This is a genomic window from Actinomycetospora sp. 2LY8.5, assembly GCF_057180585.1.
In genome coordinates, this window is sequence record NZ_JBXUHE010000030.1 from 20,759 (window position 1) to 33,814 (window position 13,056).

The following is a 13,056-nucleotide window of genomic DNA, read 5'->3' on the forward strand; positions in this document are numbered from 1 at the left end:
CGAGAAGGGAACCCGATCGTCATGGCAGACAAGACTCGCGTCGATTTCTGGTTCGACCCGCTGTGCCCGTTCGCCTGGATCACCTCGCGCTGGATGCTCGAGGTCGAGAAGGTCCGCGACGTGGAGACCCACTGGCACGTGATGAGCCTCGCCGTGCTCAACGAGGGCCGCGATCTGCCCGAGAACTACGCCGAGATGATGACGAAGGCGTGGGGTCCCGTCCGGGTCGCGATCGCCGCGGCGCAGCAGAAGGGCGACGACGTCCTCGCCCCGCTCTACACCGCGATGGGTACCGAGATCCACAACAACGGCAACAAGGACTTCGACGACGTCATCCCGAAGGCGCTCGCCGAGGTCGGCCTCGACGCCTCGCTCGCCCAGGCCGCGCACACCGACGAGTACGACGAGGCACTGAAGAAGAGCCACCACGAGGGCATGGACCCCGTGGGCATGGACGTCGGCACCCCCGTGATCCACGTCGAGGGCTCGGCGTACTTCGGCCCGGTGCTGACCCGCATCCCGAAGGGCGAGCAAGCCGGTCAGATCTTCGACGGCGCCAGGCTCCTCGCCGGCTACGAGTACTTCTACGAGCTCAAGCGCACGCGCGACACCGAGCTGCAGTTCGACTGAACCGGCCGGGGCGTCGGCGTCACATCGACGCCGGCGCCCCGTTCTGCGGCAGGGCGAACAGGCTGGTGTAGCCGCCCGACCGGTCCGGCGGCACCAGGCACGGCCGCGGGTCGTGAGGGGCCCAGCGCGCCGCTCGCCACGCACGATCTCCTCGGCGTGGCTCGAGGGCAGTGGGTTCGCGGAAGGTAGGTGCTCCACGATGTGTGTCCGTCCTCACACGGTAGGTGACACGGGCGAGGACGTCGCCCCGTCGGGCAGGGTGGAGCCATGGAGACGACGACTGCGACGGACACCCTCACGAGGCACTGGATCGACGGCGCGTGGCAGGAGGGGTCCGGGTCGATCGCCGTGGTGAACCCGGCGACGGAGCAGACGATCGCGGAAGTCCCCGCCGGCGGGAAGGCGGAGGTCGACGCCGCGGTACTGGCCGCGCGCGCGGCGTTCCCACGGTGGGCGGCGACCCCGCTGGCCGACCGGGTGGCGATGGTGCTGGCCATCCGCGAGGGCCTCAAGGCGCGCAGCGGCGAGATCGCGGCCTCGATCACCGCTGAGATGGGCTCGCCGATCACGTTCGCCAACACCGTCCAGGTCGGCATGCCGATGGCGACCTCGAAGGGCGTCGCCGGGCTCGCGGAGTCGTTCCCGTGGACCGAGGAGATCGGCAACTCGCTGGTCGTGCGGGAGCCGGTCGGCGTCGTCGGCGCGGTGACGCCGTGGAACTACCCGCTGCACCAGATCGTCGCCAAGGTCGCGCCGGCGCTGGTCGCGGGCGCCACGATCGTGCTCAAGCCCAGCGAGGTCGCGCCCCTGACCGCCGGCATCCTCGCCGAGATCACCCGCGAGGCGGGGCTGCCCGCCGGGGTGTTCAACGTCGTGCACGGCACCGGTCCCGAGGCCGGCGAGGCGCTCGCCGCGCACCCCGACGTCGACATGATGTCGTTCACCGGGTCGGTGCCCGCGGGGCGCCGCGTGCAGGAGGTCGCGGCCGGCACCGTCAAGCGCGTCGCGCTCGAGCTCGGGGGCAAGTCGGCCAACATCGTCCTCGACGACGCCGACCTCACCCAGGCCGTCAAGCTCGGCCTCGGCAACTGCTTCATCAACGGCGGGCAGACCTGCACCGCCTGGACCCGGCTGCTCGTGCCCCGGTCGCTGCACGACCAGGTCGTCGAGCTGGCCGTGGCGCAGTCCGCGAAGTACACGGTCGGCGACCCCACCGACGAGTCGACCCGCATCGGGCCGATGTCCTCGGAGCGCCAGCGCGAGCGGGTCGACGCCTACATCACCACCGGTGTCTCCGAGGGCGCCGAGCTCGCCGCGGGCGGCCCGGGGCGTCCCGACGGGCTCGTGAGCGGCGCGTACGTCCGCCCCACGATCTTCTCGGGCGTGCGCCCCGACATGACGATCGCCCAGGAGGAGATCTTCGGTCCGGTGCTGTCGGTGATGCCCTACGCGGACGAGGACGAGGCCGTCGAGATCGCCAACGCGACCGTGTACGGACTCGCCGGCGCCGTGTTCGCGGGGTCGCAGGAGCGCGGGGTCGAGGTCGCGAAGCGCATGCGCACCGGCCAGGTCGACGTCAACGGTGGCCAGTTCAACCCGCTCGCCCCGTTCGGCGGCTACAAGCAGTCGGGCACCGGCCGCGAGCTCGGCCGCTACGGGCTCGAGGAGTTCCTCGAGGTCAAGTCGATCCAGCTGTAGACAGCACCTCGGCGAGTACCCGGGCGTGGCTGTGGTCGACGTCGCGGGTGGCGGTCAGCAGGGTGAGCGGACCCGCCGTGTCGCGCAGTGACGCGAGTGCCGACGCGGCGGGTTCCGCATCGAGCTCCGCGCGGTAGCGGCGGGCGAACTCGTCGTACTTCGCGGGGTCGTGGGAGAACCACGTCCGTAGCGCGGCGCTGGGCGCGACGTCGCGGATCCAGGCGTCGTGGTCGGCGTCGGTCCTGGCGAGCCCGCGCGGCCAGAGCCGGTCGACGAGCACCCGCGTGCCGTCGCCGTCGGCGCGTGCCTCGCGCACCCGCTTCACCTGCACGGTCATCGTCGGGAATGGTGCCTCACGTGACGACCGGACGGGGCGACGGGCATCGCGCGCCCGCCGGCGTCTCGGCCCTCGCCGACGCGACCCCGGCCGGGCGCGACCGGCTGGTGGACGGGGCGCGGGCCGCCGCGATCCTGGTCGTGATCCTGTGGCACTGGGTCGGATCGCTCACCCACCGCGGCTCGGACGGCGTCGTCGTGATGCCGAATCCGGTCGACGCCGTGCCCCTGGGATGGGCGGCGACGTGGGTGCTCCAGGTGATGCCGGCGTTCTTCGTCGTCGGCGGGTTCGCGAACCTGGCCGGGTGGGATGCCGCCGGTCACCGCGCGGGCGCGTTCCTCCGGCGGCGAGCGCGGCGCCTGCTCGCGCCGGTGGGGGTGTGGGTGGGCGCGTGGGCCGCCGTCGAAGGGGTGGCGACGGCGGCGGGAGCGCCGACCCCGCTGGTGGCGTGGTTCCCGGGGGTGCTGACCCCGCTGTGGTTTCTCGGGGTCTACACGCTGGTCACGGTTCTGGTGCCGGTGACGGCGCGGTGGCACCGCCGCGCCCCGACGAGGACCCTCGTCGTCCTGCTGCTCGCGGTGGCGGTGGCCGAGACGCTACGGCGCGCAACCGTTCCGGCGGTCGTCGGCTACGTGTCGTCGGCGCTGGTGTGGCTGCTCGTCCACCAGCTCGGTTACCTCTGGCGAGACCGCGGTCGGGTCTCGCGCGGGGTGGCGCTGGCGGTCGCCGGTGTCGGGCTCGTGTCGCTCGTGGTGGCGACGGGCGCGCTCGGCTACCCGCGGTCGATGGTCGGCGCGAACCTGTGGCCGACGACGCCGGCGGTCGTCGCGCTGGCCGTCCTGCAGCTCGGTCTCCTGGCGCTCGTCGCCCCTGTCGCGGACCGTCTGCTGCGCCGCCGCCGACCCTGGCGGTGCGTCGTGGGGATCAACGCGACAGCGATGACGCTGTTCGTGTGGCACATGACGGCGTTCGCCGCGGTGTTCCTCGCGACCGAGCGCCTCGGTGTGGCGCCGGACGGGGTTCCGGACGCGGACTGGGTGGTGGCCCGCCCGTTCTGGCTGGTGGCGCCGGCGGTGGTCCTCGCCGGGCTCGTCGTGGTGTTCCGTCGGGTGGAGCTGCGGTAGGGCTCGGGGCTCGGGACACCGCGCGCCGGGCGTCCGCCGTGTGTCGGGTCGGGCTCGAGGTCGGGGTGGGGAGATCGACCTGGAGCTACCCCGCGTCCGCGCGCTCGTCGAGCTCGAAGTGGGTACTGAGCCAGTCGACGCACTCGTGGATGAAGCGCACGCGGTTCTCGGTGCGCTGGATCTCGTGGCCCTCGTCGTCGAAGAGCAGGTAGCGCACCGGTACGCCGGCGGCCTTGGCGCCGTGGACCGCGAGCTCGGCCTCGTGCACGGGCACGTTGGTGTCCCACTTCCCGTGTACGACGAGCAGGGGCGCGCGCAGGCGCTCCATGCGGTGCACGGGGGACAGCTCGCGCAGCAGGTTGCGGTCGTGGATGGGGTGTCCGTACTCGCCGACCGCGGCGTCGGCGATCCACGGCTCGGTGCGGGCGAAGAACGTCTCGAAGTCGGCCATGCCGCACACGTCGATGCCGACGGCGAAGAGCTCGGGGTGGTTCACGAGTGCGGCGAGGGTCAGGTAGCCGCCGTAGGACCGGCCCATGACGGCGACGCGCGCGGGGTCGGCCACGCCGCCCTCGACGAGGTGCTCCACGCACGTCGCGACGTCCCGGATCGCCGCGAAGCGCCCGGCGCCGTTGTCGGCGTTGACGAACGAGCGCCCGAAGCCCGAGGAGCCGCGCACGTTGGCGGCGTACACGGCGATCCCGCGGGCGAGCAGGTGCTGGTAGAGCGGCGTGAACACCGGCCGCTCCTGGGCCTCCGGCCCACCGTGGAGGTAGATCACGGTCGGCAGGGGCCCGGCGCTCCCGCGCGGGCGGTAGAGCCAGCCGGGCAGGCGCAGGCCGTCGGGGGTGGCGACGACCTCGAGTGTCGGGTGCACGAGCTGGCCCGGCGACCAGCGCGGCTCCTCGTGCGGGCAGATCAGCGCGGTCGTGTCCGACGACAGCTCGTGGCACCACACGGCGGCGGGCACCTCGGGCGACTGGATGCCCATGACCAGCGAGTCGCCGTCGTGGCTGAAGACCGCGCTGGTGACGACGTCGCCGGGCGGGGCGTACGACGAGCACTTGTCGCTGTCCAGGTCGAGCAGGTCGACCTCGCTGCGCCCCTCGACGTTCCACACGAGCGCGGCGAGCGCGGCGTCCTCGGTGAGCGCGAAGCGCTCGAGGTCGGCGTCGGTGCGCTCGGCGAGCACCTCCGGGGTCATCGGGCTCGCGTCGGTGGCGACGTCCACCGAGACCAGCGCGGCGCGTTCGCGGCCACCGTCGGTGAGCAGCAGCATCTTCGTGCCGTCGGGGGTGAACCGGCCGGCGACGGCACTGGAGTCGCGGGTGATCGCCACGGGGTGCTCGACCGCGCCGGGCGGCCCGCCGGGACCCCGCTGGACGTCGATCTCGTGCCAGCCCTCGGTGCCGTCGAGGTCGACGATCCCGACGTGACGGGACCCGCGTCGGCCACGGCGCAGGAGGACACGCCGGCGGTCGCGGCTCACGTCGAGGATCTGCAGGGCGTGCCCGGAGCCCACGCGCTGGCGCTGCCCGGTGTCGGCGTCGACCAGCCAGGCCGTCGTCGTCTCGATGTCCGACTCGGTGATCGCGAGGACCGATCCCGTGTGGGTGAAGCGGTCGAGGGTCACCGCGCCCCGGTCGCCGTCGCCGACGCCGCGGACAGGGCGCAGGTCGGTGCCGTCCGGGCGGATGATCGCGACCTGGGTCCGCTCGCCGCCGTCGGGCGCGGTCTCCACCGCGAGCCACGCCCCGTCGGGGGACCAGCGCACCGTCGCGACCAGGTCGTCACCGGTGTCGAGCGACCACTCCTCGCCGGTGGCGCGGCGGTGCAGGCGGACCTGGGGGCGGCCGTCGCCGTCCCAGACGAACGCGATCGTCGTCCCGTCCGGGGAGGGGCTGGGTGACCAGCATCGTGTCGCGCTGATCCACTCGTCCACCGCCGCACCGTACCTACGTGATGCCGTGCGCCTGCAGCCACATCTCGAGCAGGGCGACCTGCCACAGGGCGTTGGCGCCGAGGTTCGTGCGCCCGGAATTCGGGTCGTCGAGCATGGTCGCGACGGCGTCGGCGCGGAAGAGCCCGCGCGACGTGGCGGCGGGGTCGGTGAGCGCCCCGCGCACGCGCTCGAGCACCGGCCCCGAGAGCTGGCGGATCGCCGGCACCGGGAAGTAGCCCTTCTTCCGGTCGATGATCTCGTCGGGGAGCACCCCGCGGGCGGCGGCCTTGAGCACGCCCTTGCCGCCGTCGGCCAGTTTGAGCTCGGGCGGACAGGCGCCCATCGTCTCGACGAAGTCGTGGTCGAGGAACGGCACGCGTGCCTCGAGGCCCCAGGCCATCGTCATGTTGTCGACGCGCTTCACGGGGTCGTCCACGAGCATGATCGTGGTGTCGAGGCGCAGGGCGGCGTCGACCGCCGAGTCGGCCCCGGGCCGCCCGAAGTGCTCGGCGACGAACGCGCGGCTGACGTCGTCGTCGACCAGGGCCTCGGGGGTGAGGAGCTGGGCGACCTCGCTGTGCGGGCGGTCGAAGAACGCCTTCTGGTAGGCGTCGACGGCCCCGTCGCGCGGTACCCCGGCCAGCGGCGGGTACCAGTCGTAGCCGCCGAGGATCTCGTCGGCACCCTGCCCGGACTGCACGACCTTGATCGACTTCGAGACCTCGCGGGAGAGCAGGTAGAAGGCGACCACGTCGTGGCTGACCATCGGCTCGGCCATCGCCGCCACCGCGCCCTCCAGCGCGTCGTCGGTCTCGTGCTTGGGGACCGCGAACTTCACGTGATCGGTGCCGTAGGTCGCCGCGACGAGGTCGGAGTAGTCGAACTCGTCACCGGTCTCACCGGCCTCGGACTCGAAGCCGATCGAGAAGGTCTTGAGGTCGGACTGGCCCATCTCGGCGAGCAGCGCCACGACGATCGACGAGTCGATGCCGCCCGAGAGCAGCACGCCCACGGGCACGTCGGCCACCATGCGGCGCTCGACCGCGGTGCGCAGCGACGACAGCGCGGTCTCGGCCCACTCCTGCTCCGAGCGCTCACCGTTGCGGGTGAACGTCGGCTCCCAGTAGACCCAGTCGTCGGTGCCGCCGTCCGGGGAGACCGTGCGGACCGTCGCCGGCGGGAGCTTGCGGACCCCCTGCAGGATCGTGCGCGGCGCCGGGACCACCGAGTGGAAGCTCATGTAGTGGTGCAGGGCGATGCGGTCGACGTCGGTGTTCAGCCCGCCGCCCGCGAGCAGGGCGGGCAGCGAGGACGCGAAGCGCAGCGCGCCGGGGACCTGGGCGACGTAGAGCGGCTTGATCCCCAGCCGGTCGCGGCCGAGCACGAGCTCGCCGGTGCGCCGGTCGGACACCGCGAAGGCGAACATGCCCTTGAAGTGCTCGACGCAGGCCTTGCCCCAGCGGTGGAAGGCCTTGAGCACCACCTCGGTGTCCGAGGTGGAGAAGAACCGGTAGCCCTGCGCGTGCAGCTCCTCGCGGAGCTCCTTGTAGTTGTAGATGATCCCGTTGAAGACGGCGGTGAGGGCGAGGTCGGAGTCGACCATCGGCTGGGCGCCGGCCTCGGACAGGTCGATGATCTTGAGACGCTGGTGGGCGAGGGCCAGCGGCCCGTGCCCGACCACGCCCCAGCCGTCGGGCCCGCGGGGCTCGAGGACCTGGGCCATGTCGAGCACCGTCGCGACCTCGGCCGCACGGCCGTCGAAGCGGAACTCACCGGCGATGCCGCACACGTGTGGCCTCCTCGGTCGTGATCCGCGCTCTCAGCGCAGGATCCAGGTGTCCTTCGAGCCCCCGCCGCGCGACGAGTTGACCACGAGCGAGTCGGCGGGCGCGACTCGTGTCAGCGGCGTCGGCAGGACCGTCGGGGTCGGGGCGAGGACGACGAACGCCCGCAGGTCGACCACGCGCGGCTCCAGCGCCGCGCCGGTGAACGTGGGGTGCGTGGAGATCCGGATCGTCTCCTGCGCGACGAAGCCCGGGGGGTCCGCCCGCACCGCGGCGGCCGCCTGCTCGAGCTCCGCGGCGTCCGCGTGGGGGCCGATGACGATGCCCTGCCCGCCGAAGCCGTCGACGGGCTTGAGCACGAGCTGGTCGAGGTGCGCGAGGACGTGGTCGCGCTGCTCGGGATCCGCGCACGACCAGGTCGGGACGGCCGCGAGGGTTGCCTTCTCGCCGAGGTAGTACTCGGTGAGCGCAGCGATGAAGGGGTAGACGCCCTTGTCGTCGACCAGGCCGTTGCCCGGCGCGTTGGCGAGCGTCAGCCGGCCCGTGCGGACGGCCTCCTGGACGGGGTCGCCGAGCCGGACGCCCGACGCGTCGCCGGCGGTGAAGAGGACCTCCTCGTCGATGCGCCGGTAGAGGACGTCGACGGGCCGGCCGGTGGCCGCGATCGTGATCATCCCGGCGGCCGCGCGGAGCTCGCCGGGCGTGAGCAACGGCACGCTCATCTCCTCGGCGAGCATGCGGTGCTCGAAGTACGCGGAGTCGCTCACGCCCTCGGTGACGACGGCGAGCACCGGGTCGTGCCCGGCCGCCGGCGGGGCGCACGCCAGCAGCGCCTCGCGCAGCAGCGCCGGGCCCTCGTCGGCGTCGAGCACGCCGTCGGGGGCCTGCAGCTCGGGCAGGACGCTGCGCACCACGCGCCGGTCGGCCATCGCGAAGCCGATGCCCGAGGGGATGCGCAGGTTGTCCTCGAGCACCTTCCACCCGCCCTCGGCGTCGCACACGAGGTCCAGGCCGCTGACCAGAGCGCGCACGGCGCCCGGGGCCAGGTTCATGGCGGCCTCGTGCGGCGCCGGGACCCAGCGCAGGGCGGCCTCGGGCAGGACGCCGTCGTGCAGGCAGGCGCGTTCCCCGTGGAGGTCCTGCAGCAGGGCCTCGCAGGTGCGGGCGCGCTGGATCAGCCCCTCGGACAGGGTTGCCCACTCGCCGGGGGTGATGAGGCGGGGCACCAGGTCGAGGGGGAACAGGCGCTCGGCGTCGTCGCCCTGCGGGAAGAACATGCCGCGGGCGCGCTGCTCGGCGTCGCGGCTCTTCTCGTGCACGAGCAGGCCGGACGGCCCGATCCGCTCGAGCGTGGAGACCAGCCACGAGTACGCCGGGCGCACCGTGCCGTCCTCGGAGACGGCCTCGTCGAAGCCGGGCGGGCGGTAGTCCGCCAGCATGATCGGGGCGACGGTGTCGGACACCGGGGCGTCGACCGGCGAGTCCGGGGCGCCGCGGGTCTCGGCGACGAGCATGTCCACGACGGCCTCGAGTCCGCCGCTGCGGTTGGCGCGCTGGCGCTGGCGGGCCGCCGAGCTGCCGCGGGCCAGCGCCTCGAGCGCCAGCTCCTCGACGACGGCGCGGTCCCCGGCCTCGTCGAGGTCGTCGGCGAGGTGGGAGAGCATGAGCCGCACCGCGCGCGACGGTGGCACGAGCTCGCGGCCCGGGACGTCGACGAGGTCGCCCTCGAGGCCCGAGCGCGCCGCCCGCCAGCTCGCCGCGCGCAGCAGCTCGGGGCGGTAGCGAGGCTTCGGGCGGCCCTCGAGGTGGGCGCGCACCCCGTGACGCACGAGCGCCCGCGACAGGCCCGCGATGAGCACCACGCCGTCGACGCTCGGGCTGGCGTCGCAGATGCGGACCTCGACGGTGTTCTGGTGCGCCGAGGGACGCATGTCGAAATAGACCATGCCGGGGTCGGACATCGTCCCGGAGGCGAGCAGATCGGCGATGAGCCCGTCGTAGTCGGCGGCGTCGGTCAGCGGCGCCGGGGGACCGGCGGTCGGCCAGCGGTGCCAGGCCAGCGTGCGGCTGCTCGCGTAACCGGTGTCCTCGCTCTTCCAGAACGGCGAGCTCGCCGAGAGCGCGAGCAGCACCGGCAGCCACGGGCCGCTGTGCTGCATGACGGCGATCGCCGCGTCGCGGTCGGGGACGTCGACGTGCACCTGGGTGCCGCAGATCTGCTGCTCGAACGCGAGCATCTGGTACTCGTCACGCATCCGCTCGTAGCGCGGCGACGGTGTGATGCCCTCGGCGGAGCCGTCGATCAGGGGGACGCTGCCGGCGCCGACGACGCCGAGGCCGTGCGAGTCGGCGATGTTCGCGAGCATCCCGCGCAGCCGCACCAGGTCGGTGCGCAGGTCGGCGAGGTCCGCGGTGGGCCGCGAGTTCGTCTCGATGATCGACGGCTTGAGCTCGGCGGCGAACGCCTCGCCGTCGAGAGTCTGCAGCTCGTCGAGCAGCTCGGGCACCCGCGGCACCGCCGAGCGCGTCTCGAGGTCGACGAGGTGGAACTCCTCCTCCACCCCCATGACGACCTCGCGGGCCGGCGTCAGTGACATGTCGTCAAACTAGGCGTGGCGTGTCACGAGGATGTTTCCCAGGTCCCGATCGTGGGCCTCGCCGCGTCGGGTTTCACACCGTCGTCCCAGGTCCAGCGCCCCTCTCGGCGTGCCCCCCAGTCGCTGCGTGTCCCTGCCCCGTGGTCGACCTCCGCGGGGCATGGTCTCCCTGACACACTGCGCCGGTGCGCGTCTTCGTCGGATCGGACCATGCCGGGTTCGAGCTCAAGGCCCATCTGCTCCGCGAGCTGGCCAAGGCCGGCCACGACGTCGTGGACGTCGGTCCCGCCGAGCTCGACCCCAACGACGACTACCCGCCGTTCTGCGTTCAGACCGGCCTGCGCACCGTGTCGGCCGAGGGCAGCCTCGGCATCGTCATCGGCGGCTCGGGCAACGGCGAGCAGATCGCGGCCAACAAGGTGCCGGGCTGCCGCGCCGCGCTCGCGTGGAGCGTCGAGACCGCGCAGCTCGCGCGCAAGCACAACAACGCGCAGGTCGTGGCCGTCGGCGCTCGGATGCACACCGACGAGCAGGCCACCGAGATCGTGAACGCCTTCCTCGCGACCGCGTTCGAGGGCGGACGTCACCAGCGCCGCATCGACATGCTGAGCGCCTACGAGCAGACCGGCGTGCCCCCGGCTCTGCCCGAGGAGTGACCGGCTCCCGCGCGGGGTAGGCGGGCGCGTGCCCGAAGGCCACACGATCCGCCGCCTCGTGCGGACCCACACCCGAGGGTTCGTGGGGCGCGAGGTGGCCGTGTCGTCCCCGCAGGGCCGGTTCGCCCAGGACGCCGCGCTGGTCGACGGGCAGGTGCTGCAGCGCGCCGACGCCCACGGCAAGCACCTCTTCCACGTCTACGCCGACGACCTCGTCGTGCACGTCCACCTCGGGCTGTACGGGACGTTCACGATGCACACCGGGGACGAGACGCCCCCGCGCGGCCAGGTCCGGATGCGCATGGTCGGCCCGACGCACTGGGCCGACCTGCGCGGGCCGATCGCCTGCGAGGTGCTCACCGAGGGCGAGGTCGAGGGCCTGCGCTCGCGGCTCGGCGCCGACCCGCTGCGGCGCGACACCGATCCGGAGACGGCGTGGGCGCGTATCTCGCGCTCCCGCGCGCCGCTGGCGACGTTGCTGATGGACCAGTCGGTGGTCGCCGGGGTCGGGAACGTCTATCGCGCCGAGGTGCTCTTCCGGCACGGTCTCGATCCGCTGCTTCCGGGTCGCGAGCTCGGCCGGGAGCGATGGGAGGCGGTGTGGGCGGACCTCGTCGACCTGCTCGCCGACGGCGTCCGCCGCGGTGCGATCGACACCGTCCGGTACGAGCACCGGTCCTGTGATCACGAGCACGACCAACCGCACCGACCCAGCTGTGGCCGCGAGGTGTACGTGTACCGCCGGACGGGCCAGGCGTGTCGCGTGTGCAGCACGGAGATCAGCAAACGGACGCACGCGAGCCGCAATCTGTTCTGGTGCGCCCGCTGCCAGGCCGCGACCTGACCGTTACGTTTCGGTGCTCGGCACCGATGCGTCACCCGAGGGGATGACGTATGGCCGATCCCGAACGGGGGAACCGGTCACGTAACGTCTCCGAGTGAGTCCGTTCTGTCCGGGTCCTCGGGTCCGGTGTGGGAGGTGTGCGTGGCACGGGAGACGCAGCGCAGCGGAGCTCGACGATCGGCACGGGAGACGCAGCGCAGCGGAGCTCGACCCTCGACACGGGAGACCCAGAAGCGTTGGCGGTGGCAGCTGACCACTCGCTCACGGTTCGCACTCGTGCTCGGGCTCGCCGGCCTCGCGGTCGCGGGCGTGCAGGTGGCGATGCTGAGCGACCCCCCGACCGTGATCCAGATCGCGCTCGTGGCGTTCTGGGGTCTCGTCGGTTTCGGCTATCTCCTGTCGGCCGTGGCGCAGCGCCTGCGCGAGCGCCGCCGGCCCGCACCGGCGCCGGTGCCCGCCGCGCCGGTCGAGGAGGTCGTCCCGGTGCCCGTCCGCCCGGCCCGGCCCCGACCGCGGCGGGCGAAGTCGTCGGCGGTTCCCGCGGGGGCCGTACCGGAGCGGGAGGCCACGCCCCGGACGGAGGAGGTGCCACTTGCCGCGCGCACGGAGGCGGTGCGTCCCGCCGCCGCGCGGACCGAGGCGGTCCGGCGCCCGGCGCCGTCGCGAAGCGGTGCCGCCGACACCCGCCGTCCCGCCCCCGCCGAGTCCCCGCGGGTGGCGACCCGCGTCCGCCGTCCCGAGCGCCCGGTGCCCGCCCCCGAGCGTGTTCGCGAGCCCGTTCCCGTTCCCGAGCCCACCACGGTGGCCATCCGCCCGGCCGCCGCGGCGCCGAAGCCCGCCCGCGCGCAGCCCCGACCCCGCCCGGCCGCCGGGGTGCCGGCGACGACCATGCTGGCCGGTGCCGGCTCCTCGCTGTCCTTCGGCAGCGCCCGGCCGGATCCGCTCGACCCGTCCACGCCGCTCCCGGCGCTCGGACCACCCGTCGACCTCGCCCCGGCGCCGCGCGCCCCTTCGCTGATCTCCGGACCACTGCCGACCGCGGGCGCCCGGACGTCCGGGCACGCGCCGCGCTCCACCGGACGACGCCACGCCGCGGAGACCGAGGCGCCGAAGGCGCCCCGCCACCGCGCCGACGTCGAGGACCCCGTCGCCGCCCGCCGGGGCACCCCGGGGCCGAACTCGGGCCGGCACGCGAGCGTCGGTCACGTCGGTCGGTAGCCTCGGTGCTGTCCGATCCGTCCCGTCCGTGAGGAACGAGATGACCGAGCCCGCCGAGCGCACCGACCCCACCGAGGGCGCCTCCGAGCCCGGGGTGACCACGCACCGGCCCTGGATCCGGGTGGTCACCCTGATCGTCCTGGCGGTGTTCGTCATCGCCACCCTGGTGAGCGCGCTGGCCCTGTAGGCAGGATGCCGGGGTGGACCCGCAGGAACTGATCGAGCG

11 protein-coding genes are annotated in these 13,056 nt (G+C 73.5%); 7 read left to right on the top strand and 4 right to left on the bottom strand.

Annotated elements, in window-relative coordinates; translation table 11 throughout:
- Window positions 1-21 precede the first annotated feature (21 nt).
- Window positions 22-630, top strand: coding sequence for a mycothiol-dependent nitroreductase Rv2466c family protein (locus AC2A1K_RS25425; RefSeq protein WP_483899128.1), 609 nt, complete (start codon window positions 22-24; stop codon window positions 628-630).
- A gap of 267 nt (window positions 631-897) precedes the next feature.
- Complete coding sequence (locus AC2A1K_RS25430; protein WP_483899129.1) at window positions 898-2,328, top strand: aldehyde dehydrogenase family protein; 1,431 nt, start codon at window positions 898-900, stop codon at window positions 2,326-2,328.
- On the opposite strand, the gene AC2A1K_RS25435 is transcribed toward AC2A1K_RS25430, so the two are convergent.
- On the bottom strand, window positions 2,309-2,665 hold the full coding sequence (locus AC2A1K_RS25435) for a DUF488 domain-containing protein (RefSeq protein WP_483899130.1): 357 nt from the start codon (window positions 2,663-2,665) through the stop codon (window positions 2,309-2,311). The genes AC2A1K_RS25430 and AC2A1K_RS25435 overlap by 20 nt on opposite strands.
- A 20-nt stretch (window positions 2,666-2,685) precedes the next feature.
- On the opposite strand from AC2A1K_RS25435, the gene AC2A1K_RS25440 reads away from it, so the two are divergent.
- Window positions 2,686-3,789: an acyltransferase family protein gene (locus tag AC2A1K_RS25440; protein ID WP_483899131.1), complete on the top strand. Its 1,104-nt coding sequence runs from the start codon at window positions 2,686-2,688 to the stop codon at window positions 3,787-3,789.
- An 85-nt stretch (window positions 3,790-3,874) separates the two neighbouring features.
- On the opposite strand, the gene AC2A1K_RS25445 is transcribed toward AC2A1K_RS25440, so the two are convergent.
- Genes AC2A1K_RS25445 through AC2A1K_RS25455 form a run of 3 tightly spaced genes read right to left on the bottom strand, consistent with a single transcriptional unit; the run spans window position 3,875 to window position 10,112 of the window.
- Window positions 3,875-5,731, bottom strand: a complete 1,857-nt coding sequence (locus AC2A1K_RS25445) for a S9 family peptidase (RefSeq protein ID WP_483899132.1) — start codon at window positions 5,729-5,731, stop codon at window positions 3,875-3,877.
- 13 nt (window positions 5,732-5,744) lie between these two features.
- On the bottom strand, window positions 5,745-7,520 hold the full coding sequence (locus tag AC2A1K_RS25450; protein ID WP_483899133.1) for an N-acetylglutaminylglutamine amidotransferase: 1,776 nt from the start codon (window positions 7,518-7,520) through the stop codon (window positions 5,745-5,747).
- A 30-nt stretch (window positions 7,521-7,550) separates the two neighbouring features.
- A complete protein-coding gene (locus tag AC2A1K_RS25455; protein WP_483899134.1) occupies window positions 7,551-10,112 on the bottom strand; it encodes a glutamate--cysteine ligase in 2,562 nt (853 codons plus the stop codon).
- A 185-nt stretch (window positions 10,113-10,297) separates the two neighbouring features.
- On the opposite strand from AC2A1K_RS25455, the gene AC2A1K_RS25460 reads away from it, so the two are divergent.
- The 4 genes from AC2A1K_RS25460 to AC2A1K_RS25475 all read left to right on the top strand — a co-directional run bounded on the left by AC2A1K_RS25460 (window position 10,298) and on the right by AC2A1K_RS25475 (window position 13,017).
- A complete protein-coding gene (locus tag AC2A1K_RS25460; protein WP_483899135.1) occupies window positions 10,298-10,768 on the top strand; it encodes a ribose-5-phosphate isomerase in 471 nt (156 codons plus the stop codon).
- 28 nt (window positions 10,769-10,796) lie between these two features.
- The gene (locus tag AC2A1K_RS25465) at window positions 10,797-11,612 is read left to right on the top strand and encodes an Fpg/Nei family DNA glycosylase (RefSeq protein WP_483899136.1); all 816 of its coding nucleotides are present in this window, start codon (window positions 10,797-10,799) and stop codon (window positions 11,610-11,612) included.
- A gap of 276 nt (window positions 11,613-11,888) precedes the next feature.
- Window positions 11,889-12,830, top strand: a complete 942-nt coding sequence (locus AC2A1K_RS25470) for a hypothetical protein (protein ID WP_483899137.1) — start codon at window positions 11,889-11,891, stop codon at window positions 12,828-12,830.
- 40 nt (window positions 12,831-12,870) lie between these two features.
- Window positions 12,871-13,017, top strand: a complete 147-nt coding sequence (locus AC2A1K_RS25475) for a hypothetical protein (RefSeq protein WP_337702106.1) — start codon at window positions 12,871-12,873, stop codon at window positions 13,015-13,017.
- The last annotated feature ends 39 nt before the right edge of the window (window positions 13,018-13,056 follow it).